Origin of the sequence: Streptomyces sp. NPDC005866, assembly GCF_040629895.1 — a bacterium.
GTDB lineage: Bacteria > Actinomycetota > Actinomycetes > Streptomycetales > Streptomycetaceae > Streptomyces.
Map to the genome: position 1 here is coordinate 444,657 of NZ_JBEXWP010000001.1, position 17,950 is coordinate 462,606.

At 70.7% G+C, this 17,950-nt stretch carries 14 protein-coding genes; 8 read left to right on the forward strand and 6 right to left on the reverse strand.

Annotated elements, in window-relative coordinates; genetic code table 11:
• Positions 1-122 precede the first annotated feature (122 nt).
• From ABZ396_RS02105 to ABZ396_RS02115, 3 genes are all read left to right on the forward strand, one after another.
• Complete coding sequence (locus ABZ396_RS02105) at positions 123-1,508, forward strand: class II fumarate hydratase (RefSeq protein ID WP_358919572.1); 1,386 nt, start codon at positions 123-125, stop codon at positions 1,506-1,508.
• Positions 1,509-1,622: 114 nt separating this feature from the next.
• Positions 1,623-2,306 (forward strand): DUF402 domain-containing protein, encoded by a 684-nt coding sequence (locus ABZ396_RS02110; protein WP_358919664.1) that lies wholly within the window; start codon positions 1,623-1,625, stop codon positions 2,304-2,306.
• 305 nt (positions 2,307-2,611) lie between these two features.
• Positions 2,612-4,696, forward strand: coding sequence for a SpoIIE family protein phosphatase (locus ABZ396_RS02115; RefSeq protein ID WP_358919574.1), 2,085 nt, complete (start codon positions 2,612-2,614; stop codon positions 4,694-4,696).
• A gap of 102 nt (positions 4,697-4,798) precedes the next feature.
• Here the strand turns inward: ABZ396_RS02115 and ABZ396_RS02120 are convergent, their stop codons facing one another.
• The 3 genes from ABZ396_RS02120 to ABZ396_RS02130 form a co-directional block, all read right to left on the reverse strand.
• Positions 4,799-7,225, reverse strand: a complete 2,427-nt coding sequence (locus ABZ396_RS02120; protein ID WP_358919576.1) for a transglycosylase domain-containing protein — start codon at positions 7,223-7,225, stop codon at positions 4,799-4,801.
• Positions 7,226-7,455: 230 nt separating this feature from the next.
• Positions 7,456-8,373 (reverse strand): RNA polymerase sigma-70 factor, encoded by a 918-nt coding sequence (locus tag ABZ396_RS02125; protein WP_358919578.1) that lies wholly within the window; start codon positions 8,371-8,373, stop codon positions 7,456-7,458.
• Positions 8,370-9,308: an NAD(P)-dependent oxidoreductase gene (locus tag ABZ396_RS02130; RefSeq protein ID WP_358919579.1), complete on the reverse strand. Its 939-nt coding sequence runs from the start codon at positions 9,306-9,308 to the stop codon at positions 8,370-8,372. The genes ABZ396_RS02125 and ABZ396_RS02130 overlap by 4 nt, the downstream gene beginning before the upstream one ends.
• Before the next feature lie 187 nt (positions 9,309-9,495).
• Between ABZ396_RS02130 and ABZ396_RS02135 the strand changes: the two genes are divergently transcribed.
• The 3 genes from ABZ396_RS02135 to ABZ396_RS02145 are packed head-to-tail and all read left to right on the forward strand — an operon-like array spanning position 9,496 to position 13,045.
• Positions 9,496-10,020 carry a PadR family transcriptional regulator gene (locus tag ABZ396_RS02135; protein ID WP_358919581.1) on the forward strand — a complete coding sequence of 175 codons (525 nt, stop codon included), beginning with the start codon at positions 9,496-9,498 and terminating at the stop codon, positions 10,018-10,020.
• Positions 10,017-10,706 carry an ABC transporter ATP-binding protein gene (locus tag ABZ396_RS02140; protein WP_358919583.1) on the forward strand — a complete coding sequence of 230 codons (690 nt, stop codon included), beginning with the start codon at positions 10,017-10,019 and terminating at the stop codon, positions 10,704-10,706. The genes ABZ396_RS02135 and ABZ396_RS02140 overlap by 4 nt, the downstream gene beginning before the upstream one ends.
• Positions 10,703-13,045 (forward strand): FtsX-like permease family protein, encoded by a 2,343-nt coding sequence (locus tag ABZ396_RS02145; RefSeq protein WP_358919585.1) that lies wholly within the window; start codon positions 10,703-10,705, stop codon positions 13,043-13,045. Before ABZ396_RS02140 ends, ABZ396_RS02145 begins: the two co-directional genes overlap by 4 nt.
• 4 nt (positions 13,046-13,049) lie before the next feature.
• Here ABZ396_RS02145 and ABZ396_RS02150 read toward each other — a convergent pair whose 3' ends face one another.
• A complete protein-coding gene (locus ABZ396_RS02150; protein WP_358919587.1) occupies positions 13,050-14,012 on the reverse strand; it encodes a LysR substrate-binding domain-containing protein in 963 nt (320 codons plus the stop codon).
• A 154-nt stretch (positions 14,013-14,166) separates the two neighbouring features.
• On the opposite strand from ABZ396_RS02150, the gene ABZ396_RS02155 reads away from it, so the two are divergent.
• Complete coding sequence (locus ABZ396_RS02155; RefSeq protein WP_358919589.1) at positions 14,167-14,718, forward strand: peroxiredoxin; 552 nt, start codon at positions 14,167-14,169, stop codon at positions 14,716-14,718.
• A gap of 1 nt (position 14,719) precedes the next feature.
• Entirely contained in the window at positions 14,720-15,256 is a 537-nt protein-coding gene (locus tag ABZ396_RS02160) for an alkyl hydroperoxide reductase (RefSeq protein ID WP_358919666.1), read from the forward strand.
• A gap of 255 nt (positions 15,257-15,511) precedes the next feature.
• Here ABZ396_RS02160 and ABZ396_RS02165 read toward each other — a convergent pair whose 3' ends face one another.
• Both ABZ396_RS02165 and ABZ396_RS02170 read right to left on the reverse strand, forming a co-directional pair.
• Positions 15,512-16,879 (reverse strand): AI-2E family transporter, encoded by a 1,368-nt coding sequence (locus ABZ396_RS02165; RefSeq protein ID WP_358919591.1) that lies wholly within the window; start codon positions 16,877-16,879, stop codon positions 15,512-15,514.
• 138 nt (positions 16,880-17,017) lie between these two features.
• Positions 17,018-17,704 carry a transglycosylase SLT domain-containing protein gene (locus ABZ396_RS02170; protein WP_358919593.1) on the reverse strand — a complete coding sequence of 229 codons (687 nt, stop codon included), beginning with the start codon at positions 17,702-17,704 and terminating at the stop codon, positions 17,018-17,020.
• Between the last annotated feature and the right edge of the window lie 246 nt (positions 17,705-17,950).

Genomic DNA, 17,950 nt, shown 5'->3' on the forward strand with positions numbered 1-17,950 from the left:
TGTCACCCGTCCTCGACGCGGCCCCGGGCCGTACTGCTGCATCCGTGTGGTGAGAGCTGGGTCACACACCCGGGCGGAGCAAGCGGCGGAACATCCCCGGCGCGCCGACCGCTGTAACCGGCATGAGCGACTACCGCATCGAACACGACTCCATGGGCGAGGTCCGTGTCCCCGCCCACGCCAAGTGGCGGGCCCAGACGCAGCGGGCCGTCGAGAACTTCCCCGTCTCCGGGCAGCGGATCGAGCGCGCGCACATCGAGGCGCTGGCCCGGATCAAGGGCGCGGCGGCCAAGGTGAACGCCGAGCTGGGGGTGCTCGACAAGGACATGGCCCAGGCGATCGAGGAGGCGGCCGGGGAGGTCGCCGAGGGGAAGTGGGACGAGCAGTTCCCGGTGGACGTGTTCCAGACGGGGTCGGGGACCTCGTCCAACATGAACGCCAACGAGGTCATCGCGACGCTGGCGACCGAGCGGCTCGGGCGGGAAGTGCATCCCAACGACCACGTCAACGCCTCGCAGTCGTCGAACGACGTGTTTCCGTCGTCCATCCACGTCGCGGCCACCGCCGCCGTCACCCGGGACCTGATCCCGGCCCTTGAGCATCTCGCCGCGTCGCTGGAGCGCAAGTCCGAGGAGTTCGCCGATGTGGTGAAGTCCGGGCGGACCCATCTCATGGACGCCACGCCGGTGACGCTGGGGCAGGAGTTCGGCGGGTACGCGGCGCAGATGCGGTACGGCGTCGAGCGGCTGCGGGCCTCGCTGCCCCGGCTCGCCGAACTGCCGCTCGGGGGGACGGCGGTGGGCACCGGGATCAACACGCCGCCCGGGTTCTCCGCCGCGGTGATCGAGGAGGTCGCCCGGGTCACGGGGCTGCCGTTCACCGAGGCGCGCAACCACTTCGAGGCGCAGGGCGCGCGGGACGGGATCGTGGAGACCAGCGGGCAGCTGCGGACCGTCGCGGTCGGCCTGACGAAGATCTCCAATGATCTGCGGTGGATGGCCTCGGGGCCGCGGACCGGCCTCGCCGAGATCACGCTGCCGGATCTGCAACCGGGGTCCTCGATCATGCCGGGGAAGGTCAACCCGGTGATTCCGGAGGCCGTGCTGATGGTGTCCGCGCAGGTCATCGGGAACGACCAGACCATTACCGTGGCCGGCGCCGCCGGGAACTTCGAGCTCAACGTGATGCTTCCGGTCATCGGCAAGAACGTGCTCGAATCCATCCGGCTGCTCGCCAACGTCTCGCGGCTGCTCGCCGACCGCACCGTGGACGGGATCACCGCGAACCGGGAGCGGGCCCGGGAGTACGCCGAGTCGTCGCCGTCCGTGGTCACGCCCCTCAACAAGTACATCGGGTACGAGGAGGCCGCCAAGGTGGCCAAGAAGGCGCTGGCGGAACGTAAGACGATCCGTCAGGTCGTCCTGGAGAGCGGGTACGTCGAGAGGGGTGTTCTGACCGTCGAGCAGCTGGACGAGGCACTGGATGTCCTGCGGATGACACGGCCGTGACCGTGTGCGAACGTTTCGCGCCGCCCGGCCGGAACCGTGACGTCCACCGCAGCGGCGGATGCCTGTGGCACCTAATATCTGTCCATGGCAGATGGTGGAGCGGTGAGACGCGTGATGCGCGGGGAAACGGGCGGTGCGACCGGTGACGGGGCCGGGTTCTGGGCTCCTGGGAGCCAGATCCTGTGGCGGTACCGGGAGAACGCCGGGGACGGTTTCCACATCGCACGTCCTGTCACCGTCGTCCGGGACGACGAGGAGCTGCTCGCCGTCTGGCTGGCCCCCGGCACCGAGTGCGTCAAGCCCGTGTTCACCGACGGCACGTCGGTCCGCGAGGAGCCGCTGGAGTCCCGGTACACCAAGCCGCGGACCGTGGAGCGCGGCCACTGGTTCGGCACCGGGGTGCTGAAGCTGGCCCGGCCCGGCCGGCCCTGGTCGGTGTGGCTGTTCTGGGAGCCGGGCTGGCAGTTCAAGAACTGGTACGTCAATCTGGAGCAGCCGCTGGTCCGTTGGGACGGCGGGGTGGACTCGGAGGATCACTTCCTGGACATCTCCGTGCACCCGGACCGGAGCTGGCACTGGCTCGACGAGGACGAGTTCGAACAGGCCCAGCGGGACGGGCTGATGGACGCGGAGACGGCTGAACGGGTGCGGGCGGCGGGTCTGGCCGCGGTGGCCGCCGTACGGGCCTGGGAGCCGCCCTTCTCGGACGGCTGGCAGCACTGGCGCCCGGACCCGGCCTGGGCGGTACCGTCGCTGCCGGAGGACTGGGACCGTACGCGCGCGCACGTGTCCACATGAGACCCTTGATGCGCCCCCGGTCCACAACCGTAGGATCGTCCTCCGCAAGGGCACGTTGAGCACAACTCCCGGAGTGCGATCCGGGCTTGACCGAACGTCACCGAGGGGCGGCAGGACGTGAGCGAGGGGTACGAGGACAGCACCGGCCGGCGGGGCGCGGGCCGCAGACCGTTCGCCGGTGGCACAGGAACAGCCTCCAGCCACGCCGGAATTCCGTTCCCGGGACACCTAATCCGGGTATCGGCATTTCGGCGGGACCACCTGCGCGCCCGGCGCGCAGCCCCGGACGGACGGATTCGACACGCGTGACGGAGCACCCCACCTCCTACGAACGCCCGCAGCCGGGCGTCGACCCCGCGGAGGCCCGCGGGGCGCTCCTGCGTTCCCCGCAAGCGCAGCCGCAGGCCCAGCCCTGTCCGCTCGGCGCCACCGCCTTACCGGCGCAGGCCCGCGCGGGCGAGACGCCCACCGGCCCTGGTACCAGCACGTCCAAGGAGCACTCCGTCAACGGCCCCGAACACGCCCAGCCCACCAGCGCTGAGCCCGACCCACACCGGCCGCGCCCCACCCCCGAGGGCATCCCGCCGCAGCCCGGCGCCGAGCAGGAGCGGACGGCGGGACCCCAGGAGCGCCGTACCGGACGCGGGCTGCCGCCGGGCCGGCCGATGCCGATGCGGCGGGACGGCGACCGGCTGCGCTTCGTGGGCGCCGCGACCCGCCGGATCGCCCGGGGTATGGACCTGGACGAGATCGTGATGGGGCTGTGCCGGGCGACCGTGCCGACCTTCTCGGACGCGATCCTGGTCTATCTGCGCGACCCGCTGCCGGTCGGCGACGAGCGGCCCGTCGGCCCGGTGGTGCTGCGGCTGCGCCGCACCGACCGGATCCCGGAGGAGCGGGACACCGAGGGCAGTGGCTTCATGCCGGTGCCCGTCCCTGATCCGGACCCGGCCGACCTGGGCTTGGCCGCGCTCACCTCGGAGCTGTGCGAGGTACGGCCGGGCGGTGCCCTCAACGAGGTGCTGCGGGGCGTACGGCCGGTTTTCGCCGGCTCCCCCGCCGCGCGCGCCGCGCTGCCCGAACTCCTCGGCGAGGGCAACGAGTCCCTCGTACCGGGCGGACAGCACGCGATCCTCGCCCCGCTGCGCGGACGGCGCCGGGTGATCGGCGCGGCCCTGTTCCTGCGCCGTCCGGAGCGGCTCGCGTTCGAGACGGACGACCTGCTGGTCGCCGCCCAGTTGGCCACGCACAGCGCGCTCGGTATCGACAAGGCGGTGCTGTACGGCCGCGAGGCCTATATCGCCGACGAGTTGCAGCGGACCATGCTGCCCGAGCACCTGCCGAGCGCGACGGGCGTGCGGCTGGCCTCGCGCTATCTGCCGGCGGCGGAGACCGCGCGGGTGGGCGGCGACTGGTACGACGCGATTCCGCTGCCGGGGAGCCGGGTGGCGCTGGTCGTGGGCGATGTCATGGGGCATTCGATGACCTCGGCGGCCATCATGGGGCAGTTGCGGACCACCGCGCAGACGCTGGCGGGCCTGGACCTGCCGCCGCAGGAGGTCCTGCACCATCTGGACGAGCAGGCGCAGCGGCTGGGCAGCGACCGGATGGCGACCTGCCTGTACGCCGTCTACGACCCGGTGTCGCATCGCATCACCATCGCCAACGCCGGGCATCCGCCGCCGGTGCTGCTGCACCTGGGCGGGCGGGCCGAGGTGCTGCGGGTGCCGCCGGGGGCGCCGATCGGGGTCGGCGGGGTCGACTTCGAGGCGGTGGAACTGGACGCGCCCGCCGGGGCGACGCTGCTGCTGTACACCGACGGGCTGGTGGAGTCCCGGCTGCGGGACGTGTGGACCGGGATAGAGCAGCTGCGGGAGAAGCTCGCCGCGACCGCGCAGCTGACGGGACCCGACCATCCGCCGCCCCTTGAAGCGCTGTGCGACGAGGTGCTCGACATGCTCGGGCCCGGTGACCGCGACGACGACATCGCGCTGCTCGCGGCCCGCTTCGACGGGATCGCGCCGAGTGATGTGGCGTACTGGTTCCTGGAGCCGGAGGACGCGGCGCCGGGGCGGGCCAGGCGGCTGGCCCGGCGGGCCCTTGCGCGTTGGGGGCTTGAGGAAATGACCGACTCCGTCGAGCTGTTGGTCAGCGAGGTCGTGACGAACGCGGTGCGGTATGCGTCGCGGCCGGTGACGTTGCGGTTGCTGCGGACCGATGTGCTGCGGTGTGAGGTCGGCGACGACGTGCCGCAGCTGCCCCGGCTACGGCAGGCCCGGGCGACGGACGAGGGCGGCCGGGGGCTGTACCTCGTCAACAGACTGGCCAGGCGGTGGGGAGCGACCCGGTTGAGCACCGGGAAGGTCGTCTGGTTCGAGCTGAACCGATAGTGCCGTAGCGCTTGCGGTTGCCCGCGCGACGGCAGCGGCACATCGGATACGGCCCCGCGCCCCGGGCTGAAGCGTCTTGCGAGGCGCTTCAGCCCGGGGCGTTCATTGCTGACCGTTGGCCGAACCCAGTGGGTTGTTCGTGATGCCGCCCGTCGGTGTCGAGGAGGGCGTCGACGACGGTGTCGTGGTCGTCGGGGGCGGCGATGTGGTCGGGGTCTGGCTCGGTGTCTGGGACGGGGTCTGGGACGGGCTCGCGGACTTCGTCGGGGTCTGGCTCGGCGTCTCGGACGGGGTTTGCGAGGGAGTCGGGCTGAGGGTCGGCGTCTCCGTCGGCTGGACGGCCGCACCCAGATCGGTGTTCAGGTCGAACTTGGCCTTCTTCGTGACCCCGAAGGTGTACGCCGCCCAGATCTGCGCCGGGTAACCGCCGCCGTTGATACGGCCGGTGCCGGGGATCAGGCCCGTGGCGCCGGTGAGGGACACCTGGCTGTGCTTCTTGTAGTCCTCGCCGAACAGGCCGACCGATGTCACCAGGTCGGGCGTGTAGCCCGTGAACCAGGCCGACTTGTTGTTGTCGGACGTACCCGTCTTGCCGGCCACCTGCTGGCCCTTGCGCAGCGGGTTCTGGGCCACCGACACCTTGGCCGTACCGTCGTCGATCACACCGGTCAGGACCGAGGTCACCTGGTCGGCCGCGCGGGGGTTGATCACCTGCGCGCCGATCGGGTTCGGCAGGTCGACCTTGCGGCCGGTCTTCTCCGCCGACGCGAGGACGGTCGGGGTGACCTTCCGGCCGTGGTTGTCGAGGGTGGCGTACACCCCGGCCATCTCCAGCGGGCTCGCGCCCATGGTGCCAAGGGTCTGCGCGGGCACCGCCGGCAGGCCCGTGGTTCCCAGGCCGAGGTCGTCGGCGGTCTTCAGGACGTTCTTCATCCCGACGTCCACACCCATCTGCGCGAACACCGAGTTGACGGACTTGTTCATCGCCGTCTGCACGGTGACGTTGCCGTAGTCGGCCTTGTCCTCGTTCGGCGGAGCGAAGGCGATGTCGCTGCCCTTGACCGCGCGGCCGCTGGTGCCGTCGTAGATCGTGTCGGCGTTGATGGCGTTGCCGCTCTGCGTCTTGGCGCCCTGGTCCAGGGCGGCGGCGAGGATGATCGGCTTGAAGGTGGACGCCGGCTGGTAGTCGGCGCGGGTGGCGTTGTTCGTGTAGTGGTCGGGGTAGCCCACGCCACCGTAGAGGGCGAGGATCTTGCCGGTCTTGGGGTCGACGGAGACGGCGCCGGCCTGGACGTTCTTGTCGACCGTGCGCTTCTTGCCGTCCAGTTTGCTGGTGAGCTGGCTCTTGACGGCCGCCTCCAGCTTCGCCTGCTTCTTGGGGTCGATGTTCAGGGTGATCGTCCAGCCCTGGTCGACGACCTGGGCCTCCGCCTCGGACCGGGAGATGCCCTGGGACTTCATCAGCTGGTTCTCCAGCTGGGTGTTGGCGAGTTCGACCAGGTAGCCCTTCTGGCCCTCCAGACCGGGGGCGCCCTTCGGCCCCTTGGGCACCGGGAATTTCATGGCGTCACGCTTGGACTTGTCCAGCCAGCCCTGGCCGACCATGTTGTTCAGGACGTAGTTCCAGCGTTCCTGCACCAGCTTCTTGGCGCCGTCGGTCGCCACCGCCCAGTCGTACTGGCTCGGCGCCTGGAGCAGCGCGGCCAGATAGGCGCCCTGCTCGACCGTGAGATCCTGGGCGTCGACGCGGTAGTAGGCCTGGGCGGCGGCCTGGATGCCGTAGGCGCCACGGCCGTAGTAGCTGGTGTTGATGTAGCCCGCGAGGATCTCGTCCTTGGACTTCTCGCGGTCCACCTTCAGCGAGATGACCAGTTCCTTCAGCTTGCGCGTGACGGTCTGGTCCTGGCTGAGGTAGTAGTTCTTGACGTACTGCTGGGTGATCGTCGAACCGCCCTGGGTGCCGCGGCCCATCACCGTGTTGTAGAGGCCGCGGCCCATGCCCCTCAGGTCGATGCCGGCGTCGGTGTAGAAGGTCTTGTTCTCCGCCGCGACGAAGGTGTGCTGGACGTCCTTCGGCACCTTGGAGAGGTCGACTATCTCGCGGTTGACGGTGCCCTTGCGGGCCAGAACCGTGCCGTCGCTGTACTTGTAGACGTTGCTCTGCGTCTGCGCGGCCGCGTTGCCCGCGGGGACGCTCACCATCATGTACAGCGCGACGAACGCGCCGATGACCAGCAGACAGCAGGCGAAGAACGCTCCGAGCATCTTCTTCCAGGTGAACAGCCTGCGTATGCGGCCCTTGGCGGGCTTGCCGGACGTCTCTGGCTTGTCCGGCTTGCCGGGCTTCTTCGCGGCGGCCCGGCGGCGCTCCGCGCGGGTGCCGCCCTCGGCCGACGGCGACGCGACCGCCGTCGTGGGACCGCCCGCCGCCGTCGGCGTCTCGGGCTCGGCCTGCTGCGACGAGCGGGGCCGGGGCGCGGCGCGGCGGCCGCCACGCTGTCGCGCTCTTCTCTCTTCCGCTCGTCCCATGAGTCCGTCTGCTCCGCTTCGTCTCGGCTGTCACACATGTGTGCGGGTGTCACACAGGTACGTGCCTCAGGTCAGTCCAGAAAACTAACACCGCTCTCTATGACAAAGGACGCAGGATCCGTCCTTTTACGGACGTGACAATCAGCACCTCGCCCAACGGAACCGACGAGCGGGGAAGGCGGAGGGTTGCCTCGGGGAGACGAACTGGGGACCTCGTGCCCGTTTTTTTCTCAGCTCGACGGCTCGCCTGCCTCCCTCGACAGTGCCCACGCGTCCGCCACCGGTCCCACATGGCCGAGTTTGTCCGGGTTGAGTACTGAGCGGATCGTCTGGATGTGGCCGTCGACGATATCGAGGGCCATGGTGCTGAGGACCCTGCCCTCACGGTCGTGGAGGACCGCGCCCGGCTGGCCGTTCACCTCGTGCGGCTCCAGGGCGACGCCGGTCCCGCGCAGCCTGCGGCTCAGCACGCCGATCACCTCGGTCACCTTCGTCACGCCGACCAGGCCGCCCTCGCTCCACTGCGGCGCCTTGCCGCCCGCGTCGCCGGTCATCCGGACGTCGGCCGCCAGCAGCGCCCGCAGAGCGTCCACGTCCCCTTCCCGGAACGCGTCGAAGAAGCGCCCGGCGAGTTCCTCGCGTTCCTTGCGGTCGGCCTCGAAGCGGGGGCGACCGGCCTCCATGTGCCGGCGGGCGCGGACGGCGAGTTGGCGGCAGGCCGCCTCCGTGCGGTCCACCGCCGAGGCGACCTCGGTGAAGGTGAAGCCGAAGACCTCGCGGAGGACGAAGACGGCGCGCTCAAGCGGGGTCAGGCGTTCCAGGAGGAGCAGGGCCGCCATGGACACCGAGTCGGCCAGTTGGGCGGAGCGCTCCGGGTCCTCGTACGGGTCGGTCAGCAGCGGCTCCGGGAACCAGGCGCCGACGTACTGCTCGCGCCGTACCCGCGCCGAGCGCAGCACGTCGATCGAGACCCGGGTGACCACGGCCGAGAGGTAGGCGCGGGTGGAGTCGGGCCGGGTGGGTGCGGCCGTCCAGCGCAGCCAGGTGTCCTGGACGGCGTCCTCGGCCTCGCTCACGCTGCCCAGGATGCGGTACGAGATCGCGAACAGCAGCGGGCGCAGCTCCTCGAACTCCTCGGCCGGGCTCATGCCGGCTCCGCCTTGAAGCCCTGCCGCCAGGACGGGTAGCGCAGCTCCCAGCCGAGCTCCCGTCTGGCCTTGGCGTTGGAGAAGCCGCGGCCCTGCGTCATGATCACCACCGCCTGTTCGCCTGCCAGCAGGCGGGCCGGCCAGACCGGCGCCCGCAGCGGCCGCTTCGCCCCGGCGCACTCGGCGAGGTGCGGCAGCCAGTCGGCGGCCGGCGCCGGTTCGTCGTCGACCATGTTGAACACGCCCCGCGCCTTCCGCTCCACGGCGAGCACGGTGGCGCTCGCCGCGTCGTCGAGGTGGATCCAGCTGCTGTGGCCGGTGGCGCGGCCGACCAGGGGGTACGGGCGCTTGCGGACCAGTGTCACCTGGTCGTCGATGGCGCCGGGGTCGTAGAACGCGCCGTACCGCAGGGCCGCGCCGCCCGCGTCGAGGACCGCTTTCTCCAGGTGGCGCAGTGCCCGCATCCCCTGGTGCGCGGCCGTCCCGGCCATCAGGTCCAGCGGGTCCTCCTCCGTCTTCACCCAGCCGCCCTCGCGGATGCCGTTCCAGCTGGCATGGCTCTGCGCGACGACATGGGGGACGCCGGTCGCCTCGGCGGCGGCCAGCAGATGGTCCGTGCCCTCGGTGGGCAGCCGGTTGGCGAGGGCGAACCACCGGTCCGGGTGCCTGATGTCGGGCTTGCCCGCGTGCGCCGTGGAGATCGCGGTCAGTTGATGCACGATCACGTCCGGGCGGGCATGGGCCACCGCCGCCCCGACCGGCAGCGCGTCGAGGGCGTCCATCACCACGCCCTCGGCCCCCAGCCGCTTCAGCAGATCCAGCCTGGCCGGGCTGGTCGTGGTGGCCGTCACCTGATGCCCCCGCGCCACCAGTTGCGGCACCAGCCGCCGTCCCAGCACCCCGCTGCCGCCTGCCACGAAGACCCGCACGGCCATCACCTTCCTGATGCGAGAAACACGGAAACGACTCCCCGGAGCAGTGACGAGACAGGCCGCCGCTCTGTGACACCGCGCTGTCGCACAACCGTGACAATCGGCTCCCACGTGCGCGTTCACACACCCCGCCATGATCTACACACCGTGCGTATACATGCGGCGTATACACCGTGTGTAGAGTGCTGCCATGTCCATCGGTCACACCCTCTTGGGGCTCCTGGAGTCCGGCCCGCGCCACGGCTACGACCTGAAGCGGGCCTTCGACGAGAAGTTCGGTCACGACCGGCCGCTGCACTACGGCCAGGTCTATTCGACGATGTCCCGGCTGCTGAAGAACGGCCTCGTGGAAGTCGACGGCATCGAGGCGGGCGGCGGGCCCGAGCGGAAGCGGTACGCCATCACCGACGCCGGTGTCACCGACGTCGAGAAGTGGCTGGCGACTCCGGAGAAGCCGGAGGAGTACCTCCAGTCGGCCCTGTACACCAAGGTCGTGCTCGCGCTGCTCACGCACCGCAACGCCGGCGACATCCTCGACAGCCAGCGCTCCGAGCATCTGCGCAGCATGCGGATCCTCACCGACCGCAAGCGCCGGGGCGATCTCGCGGACCAGCTCGTCTGCGATCACGCGCTGTTCCATCTGGAGGCGGATCTGCGCTGGCTGGAGCTGACCGCGGCCCGTCTCGACAAGCTCCGGGCGGAGGTGGCCGAGTGAGTGCCCCCGCTGGTTCGCTGCTCGCGGCCGAGGAGCTGCGCAAGGCCTACGGTCCCACCGTCGCGCTCGACGGGGCCGAGTTCTCCATACACCCGGGCGAGGTCGTCGCCGTGATGGGTCCCTCCGGCTCCGGCAAGTCCACCCTGCTGCACTGTCTCGCCGGGATCGTGCCGCCCGACTCGGGCTCGATCATCTACGCCGGGCGCGAGATGGCCACCATGAACGACACCGAACGCAGCGCCCTGCGCCGCAGCGAGTTCGGGTTCGTCTTCCAGTTCGGGCAGCTGGTGCCCGAGTTGACCTGTGTGGAGAACGTGGCGCTGCCGCTGCGGCTCAACGGCACCTCCCGCAAGGACGCCGAGAAGGACGCGCTGGGCTGGATGGAGAAGCTGGAGGTCGACGACCTGCGCCGCAAGCGGCCCGGTGAGGTGTCCGGCGGTCAGGGCCAGCGGGTCGCGGTGGCGCGGGCGCTGGTGACCGGACCGCGGGTGCTGTTCGCGGACGAGCCGACCGGCGCGCTGGACTCCCTCAACGGCGAGCGCGTGATGGAACTGCTCACGGATGCCGCCCGGTCCACCAACGCGGCCGTCGTCCTTGTCACGCACGAGGCGCGGGTGGCCGCCTACTCCGACCGCGAGATCGTCGTACGGGACGGGAAGTCCAGGGACATGGAGCGCGTCGTATGAGCGTGCGGCAGTGGTTCAGGGATCTGGCCATGGGGGTCCGGTTCGCCTTCGGGGGCGGGCGCGAGGGCTGGGTCCGGGCCACGCTGACGGCCGTCGGCGTGGGCCTTGGGGTGGCGCTGCTGCTGCTCACCACGGCCATGCCGAGCGCGCTGGCCGTGCGCCACCAGCGCGAGGTGGCGCGGGCGGACTACACGTACGAGTTCGACGGCAGGAAGGCCGGTGACGACACGCTCGTCATCGCGGACATCGACACCGCGTACCGCGGCGCCGACGTGCGCGGCCGGCTGGTCCAGCCGGAGGGGGCGAAGGCGCCGGTGCCGCCGGGGCTGGCCAAGTATCCCGCGGCCGGTGAGATGGCCGTCTCACCCGCGCTGAAGCGGCTGCTCGACTCCCCCGACGGCGCGATGCTGCGCGCCCGGCTGCCCTACCGGATCACCGGCACCGTCACGGAGCGCGGGCTGATCGGCTCGCAGGAACTCGCCTACTACGCGGGCGCCGACGACCTCGCGAGCCGGATCAACCCGCCGGCCGTGGCGCGGATCGACCATTTCGGCAGCCCCAGGTCGCCGGACGCGACGACCGACCCGGTCCTCACCCTGCTCGTCCTCGTGGTGTTCGTGGTGCTGCTGATGCCGGTCGCGGTGTTCGTCGCCGCCGCCGTCCGCTTCGGCGGCGAGCGCCGCGACCGGCGCCTCGCCGCGCTCCGGCTGGTCGGCTCCGACGGCGGGATGGTGCGGCGGATCGCGGCCGGCGAGGCGATGGCGGGCGCGCTGCTCGGGCTTGTCCTCGGCACCGGCTTCTTCCTGATCGGCCGGCAGATCGCGGGCACCGCCGAGGTCTTCGGCGTCAGCGTGCTCCCGAGCTACCTCAATCCCTCCCCCGCCCTGGCCGCGCTGGTGGCGATCACCGTCCCGGCGGCGGCCGTGCTGGTGACGATGTTCACGCTGCGAGGAGTGGTCATCGAGCCGCTCGGCGTGGTGCGGACGGCCAAGCCCAGGCGGCGCCGGCTGTGGTGGCGGCTGCTGCTCCCGGTGGCCGGTCTGGCGGCGCTCTACCCGATGATCGGGCAGGGCCGCCGCGCCGGCACCTTCAACCAGTACCTGGTCACCGGCGGTGTCCTGCTGCTTCTGGTCGGCGTCACGGCACTGTTGCCATGGGTCGTCGAGTCGGTCGTCGCGCGGCTCGGCCAGGGCGCGGTGGCCTGGCAACTGGCCGTCCGACGGCTCCAGTTGAGCAGCGGTACGGCGGCCCGTATGGTCAACGGCATCGCGGTGGCGGTGGCCGGCGCGATCGCGCTCCAGATGCTCTTCGCGGGCGTCGAGGCGGACTACACCAAGCAGACCGGCAACGACCTGACCCGCGCCCAGATGTCGGTCCAGGTACCGACGGGCGTCTCCGTGCCCGAGGTCACCCGGGCCATGACCGACACCAAGGGCGTGCAGAAGGTGGTCTCGATCGCCAACGGCCAAGCCGGCGACAGCGGCACGGACCCGAAGCAGAGCGCCCAGGTCAGCGTGGGTGACTGCGCCTCGCTGCGGGAGGTGGCGACGCTGCCGTCATGTCATGACGGGGACGCCTTCGTGATGCGGGGCTCCGAGTTGGACAGCCAGACGACGAAGCTCCTGAAGGACGCGGGCACCACCCTCTACCTCAACCCCTCCTACTCCGGCTCCGGCACCGTCCAGCAGCCGGTGAGCCGCTGGACGGTGCCGGCGGGGCTGAAGCAGGCCCGGACCCGCCAGGACCCGACCGGCTACCAGCGCGGCGGCCTCCTGCTCACCCCGGGCGCGCTGCCGGCCGGCGCCAGCACGCCGATGCAGGGCGTGGTCTATCTGTCCGTCGACTCCGGGGTTCCGGACGTCCACGAGTACGTGATCAACACGGCCGCCCGGATCGACCCGCTGATGGAAGCGCAGACGCTCAACTCGACCCAGCGGAGCGGCCAGTTCCAGTCGATCCGCACCGGGCTGTTCGTCGGCGCCGCCGCCGTCCTGGCGCTGATCGGTGCGAGCCTGCTGGTCGGCCAGCTGGAGCAGCTGCGCGAGCGCAGGAGACTGCTGTCGGCGCTGGTCGCCTTCGGCACCCGGCGGCGCACGCTGAGCCTGTCGGTGCTGTGGCAGACGGCGATCCCGGTCGGGCTCGGTCTGCTGCTGGCCGGCGCGGTGGGGCTGACACTGGGCACGGTGCTGCTGAAGATGGTCGGCTCCACGGTGCGCGTGGACTGGCCGGGTGTGCTGGCGATGACCGGCTTCGGCGCGGCGATCGTCCTGGCGGTGACGCTGCTGAGCCTGCCGCCGCTGCTGCGCCTGATGCGCCCGGACGGGCTGCGTACCGAGTAACGAGTCAGGAATCGGCGCCGAGTACCCGGACGGGCAGCGGCCGCAGCGCCTCGCGCAACGCGTCCGCCAGCTCCCGGTACTCGGCGCCGCGCGCTGCCCCGGCGCGCATCGCGAGGGCGATCCGGCGGCTCGGGGCGGGCTCGGCGAACGCCCCGGTGAGCAGCCGGTCGCTGCGGCTCGTCTCGACCTTGACGGCGGTGTGCGGCAGCAGGGTGCAGCCGAGCCCGCCGGCGACCAGCTGGACGAGGGTGGCCAGCCCGGCGGCCGTGGTGGTGACCGGCGCTTCCTCCCGCCCGGCCTCCCGGCAGATGTCCAGGGCCTGGTCGCGCAGACAGTGCCCCTCGTCCAGGAGCAGCAGGTTGAGCTCCTTGAGGGCCTCGCGCACGATGCCCGCACGGCCGCCCAGCGGGTGGCCGAGCGGGGTGACAAGCACGAAGTCCTCGTCGAACAGCGGGAGTTCAAGGACCCCGGGGACGCCCAGGGGCACCGCGAGCAGCAGCAGGTCGAGGCGGCCCGCGGTGAGTCCGTCCAGGAGAGTGGCGGTCTGCTCCTCGTGGACCTGGAGGTCCAGGTGCGGGTAACGGTCGTGGACCAGCCGCAGCACGGTGGGCAGCAGATACGGTGCGACGGTCGGGATGACACCGAGCCGCAGCACGCCGGTGAACGGCGCGCGCACCGCCTCGGCCTCCGCGAGCAGCGACCGCATCTCCTCCAGTACGGCCTTCGCGCGTACGGCCAGCCGCTCACCGGCGGGCGAGAGCAGCACCTTGCGGGTGGTGCGCTCCAGGAGCATGACGCCGAGCGTCTCCTCCAGTGCCGAGACGGCCCCGGACAGCGCGGGCTGGCTCATCCCTATCGCGGCGGCGGCATCCCGGAAGTGGAGGTGCTCGGCGACGGCGGAGAAGGCGCGCAGCTGGGCGAGACTGGGTTGGCGGCGCTTGCCTCCGACGCCGACACCACTCCCCATGGGGTTACCCGCAGCCACTGATAGCCACCTCCGATCAACCCGACCGAGTGTAGCTATTTCAAGAATCAATGCAGCCTGTGCCACGATCGTCGGCGTCCAACCCATCGGAAGCGACCCCGCGATCCGGGGTGTTTCCGCGCTGCAAGGAGAGCGTGTGCTCACTGTCGGTGACAAGTTCCCCGAGTTCGAACTGACCGCCTGCGTCTCGCTGGAGAAGGGCGAGGAGTTCGAGACGATCACTCACAAGACCTACGAAGGTTGGAAAGTGGTCTTCGCGTGGCCCAAGGACTTCACCTTCGTGTGCCCGACCGAGATCGCCGCGTTCGGCAAGCTGAACGAGGAGTTCGCCGACCGCGACGCGCAGATCCTCGGCTTCTCCGGTGACTCCGAGTTCGTCCACCACGCCTGGCGCAAGGACCACGACGACCTGCGCGAGCTGCCGTTCCCGATGATGGCCGACTCCAAGCACGAGCTGATGCGCGAGCTGGGCATCGAGGGCGAGGACGGCTTCGCCAAGCGCGCGGTCTTCATCGTCGACCAGAACAACGAGATCCAGTTCTCCATGGTGACCGCGGGCTCGGTGGGCCGTAACCCCAAGGAGGTCCTGCGGGTCCTCGACGCGCTCCAGACGGACGAGCTCTGCCCGTGCAACTGGACCAAGGGCGACGAGACGCTGGACCCGGTCGCGCTGCTGGCTGGTGAGTGAGGTGTCGCTCGACGCCCTGAAGTCCGCGGTCCCGGACTACGCCAAGGACCTGAAGCTCAACCTGGGTTCGGTCATCGGCAACTCCGAACTGCCGGCGCAGCAGCTGTGGGGCACGGTGCTGGCGACCGCCATCGCCTCCCGCTCCCCGATCGTGCTGCGCGAGCTGGCGCCCGAGGCGAAGGCGAACCTGTCGCCGGAGGCGTACCGGGCGGCCAAGTCCGCCGCCGCGGTCATGGCGATGAACAACGTCTTCTACCGTACCCGCCATCTGCTCTCCGACCACGAGTACGGCACCCTGCGCGCGGGTCTGCGGATGAACGTCATCGGCAACCCCGGTGTCGACAAGGTCGACTTCGAGCTGTGGTCGTTCGCGGTGTCCGCGATCAACGGCTGCGGAATGTGCCTGGACTCGCACGAGCAGGTGCTGCGCAAGGCGGGCGTCGACCGTGAGGTGATCCAGGAGGCGTTCAAGATCGCCTCGGTCATCCAGGCGGTCGGCGTGACACTGGACACGGAAGCCGTGCTGGCCGAGTTGTAGGGCCTGTTGCGAAAGTCCCGGCGTCCGCCCGGAGGGTGGGCCCCGCGGCGTCCGGTGCGTGCTCTCGGGGTGCCGGGTGCAAGCCCTCGTACTGGACGTACTTGGGTTTGTGCCCGGCGCGGCGAAGGGGGTCCCCCCGCCCGAGCCGGGCGAAGCCGGTTCGAGGGTGGGGGCGCGTGCCGGGCGTCGCGGGCAGGCGGGACTTTCGCAACAGGCCCTAGTAGCCACCCTCGCTCCGTGGACCCCGCTCACTGCTCAACGGGCGGGGTCTGCCGCTTCCCTGAGGGCCGCGCCCCCGGACCCCCCTTCGGCCGGAACGGCCTCGTCCTCGACCGCCGGACGGGCTGGTTCAGGCGGCTCTTCCTCCGTATACCGCTCGTTCGAGTACTGGTGCAGATAGCTGACCACCGTGTTGGTCACCGCCACCAGCGGTACGGCCACCACCGCGCCGCCGATGCCAGCGACCAGCCCACCGGCCGCGACCGTGAGGACCACCGCGAGCGGGTGGACGCGGACCGCACGGCCGAGGATGAACGGCTGCAGGATGTGGCCCTCGATCTGCTGGACGGCGAGGACGACGATCAGGGTCATCACCGCCGTGAAGACTCCCTGGGTGACGAGTGCGACCACCACCGCCAGGGCGCCCGAGGCGACCGCGCCGACCAGCGGGATGAACGAGAACAGGAAGATGAAGACGGCGAGCGGGACGGCCATCGGGACGTCCAGGAAGTAGATGCCCAGGCCGATGAAGATGGCGTCGATGAGGGCCACCAGGACCGTGCCGCGGACGTAGGCCGTGAGCGTGCCCCAGGCGCGCGGGCCGGCGCCCGACACGCCCTCGCGGGCCGCGGCGGGCACGAGCTTCAGGAACCACTGCCAGATGCGCGCACCGTCGTACAGCAGGAAGAGCGTCGAGAAGAAGACCAGCAGGATGCCGGTCAGGGCCTCCACGACCACCTGGACGCCTTCCAGGCCGAACGACGTGATCTGGTCGGTGTTGGCGCCGATCGCCTCGCGGAGGTTCTTGGCGATCTGGTTGATCTGCTTGTCGGTGACGTGGAAGGGGCTCTTCAGCAGCCAGTTGCGCAGGTCGTCGATGCCGCTCTGGATCTGGGTGGAGAGGGTGTCGATGTTCTCCATGACCTGCCAGGTCACGAACCAGCCCATCAGGCCGATCACCACGAAGCCGGAGATGGCGGTGAGCGCGGTGGCCGGGCCGCGTGGCATGCCGTAGCGGCACAGCCGGGCGACCGTGGGCTGGAGCAGGGCGGTGATCAGCAGCGCTATGACGAAGGCGAACACGACGAGTTGTACGGCGCTGATGACCCGCATCAGGATCCAGACCGTGCCGGCCAGCACCAGCAGCCGCCAGCCGGCCTCCGCGGCGACCCGTACGCCCCACGGGATGGCCGTGACGGGGTCCTGACGCGGTGTGGGCTTCCGGGCGGGCGTGGGAGCGGGGGCGGGGGCCGCCGGTGCGGGAACAGGAGCCTTCGCGGGCGCCTCGGGCGGCTCCCGGTCGGTGTGCTCCCGCTCCACCTCGGCCCGGCGCTCGTCCAACCGCTCGCCCATCTCGCTCAGTCCGGCACCGAGCCTGCCGAGCCACTCCGGCACTCGCGACATGATCCGCTCTCCTCCCCCGCGTCTCCGGGTGCTCCTCACCACTCCCCCTGGAGTCGTTCGGTTCAGACCGTACAGGGCGACAGCCCCTCCCCCTAGGACGGGGAGGGGCTGTCGGAGGTTGAGAGAGCCGGGCGGCCTCTAGTACCAGCTGTTCGCCTGCCAGAACGACCAGGCCCCGCAGGGGCTGCCGTACCGGGAGTTCATGTAGTTGAGGCCCCACTTGATCTGGGTGGCCGGGTTGGTCTGCCAGTCGGAGCCGACAGAGGACATCTTGGAGCCGGGCAGGGCCTGGAAGAGGCCGTAGGCGCCGGAGGAGGCGTTGACCGCCTGGTAGTTCCAGCCGGACTCGTGGCTCACGATGTTGCTGAAGCACTGGAACTGGCCGCTCGCCACCATCTGCTGCGCCATCGCCTGGATCTGCGACACGCTGTACGAGCTCCGGACCGGGAAGCTCGTGGAGGAGGAACGGCTGGCCGCCGCCTTCGCCTCGGCGCGCGCCTTGGCCTCCTTCGCCGCCTGCTCGGCCGCGGCCTTCTTGGCCTCCGCGGTCTTCGCGGCCGCCACCCGGGCTACCTGCTCGGCGTCCTTCTTGGCGCTCGCGTCGGCCTGGATGGCCACGGCGTCGGCCTGCTGCGTCAGGGACGCGGTCTGCACCGTTGCCTGCTGACCCGCGGGGATGTCCGCGAGGAGCGTGGTGTCGGCTGCCGTCGCCTCAGCATTGTTCGGCTGCGCGACGCTGCCCGAGGCAACACCGACAACGCTTCCGACAGCGGTGACCGCGGTGGCCGAGGCCACTGCGAATCCCCGGACCGAAATCCGGCTCACACGGTTTTCCTTCCAGCATCGCCCGCTTCGGTGACCCTGGCGGACGCAATCGTGCCCCTGACGCTGGCCTCCCAACTGCGGGGTCACGGGAGGCGCGGGCCCGGTGGGCTACTCCCCGATGGGGAGTGCCGCGTGGTGCTCGGGCGGCATACGACGTCGCTGTGGAGTTAGCTGTGATGCTTCTGTGGTTCCGTACCGCTGGGGGTACAGGTGTGTCGTATGCGGGGCCTGACAGGAGTGAGACTC

Coding starts and splice junctions, on each gene's coding strand:
- ABZ396_RS02105 (WP_358919572.1), top strand. CDS start 123: ATGAGCGACTACCGCATCGAACACGACTCCATGGGCGAGGTCCGTGTC.
- ABZ396_RS02110 (WP_358919664.1), top strand. CDS start 1,623: ATGCGCGGGGAAACGGGCGGTGCGACCGGTGACGGGGCCGGGTTCTGG.
- ABZ396_RS02120 (WP_358919576.1), bottom strand. CDS start 7,225: ATGGGACGAGCGGAAGAGAGAAGAGCGCGACAGCGTGGCGGCCGCCGC.
- ABZ396_RS02125 (WP_358919578.1), bottom strand. CDS start 8,373: ATGAGCCCGGCCGAGGAGTTCGAGGAGCTGCGCCCGCTGCTGTTCGCG.
- ABZ396_RS02130 (WP_358919579.1), bottom strand. CDS start 9,308: ATGGCCGTGCGGGTCTTCGTGGCAGGCGGCAGCGGGGTGCTGGGACGG.
- ABZ396_RS02135 (WP_358919581.1), top strand. CDS start 9,496: ATGTCCATCGGTCACACCCTCTTGGGGCTCCTGGAGTCCGGCCCGCGC.
- ABZ396_RS02145 (WP_358919585.1), top strand. CDS start 10,703: ATGAGCGTGCGGCAGTGGTTCAGGGATCTGGCCATGGGGGTCCGGTTC.
- ABZ396_RS02150 (WP_358919587.1), bottom strand. CDS start 14,012: ATGGGGAGTGGTGTCGGCGTCGGAGGCAAGCGCCGCCAACCCAGTCTC.
- ABZ396_RS02165 (WP_358919591.1), bottom strand. CDS start 16,879: ATGTCGCGAGTGCCGGAGTGGCTCGGCAGGCTCGGTGCCGGACTGAGC.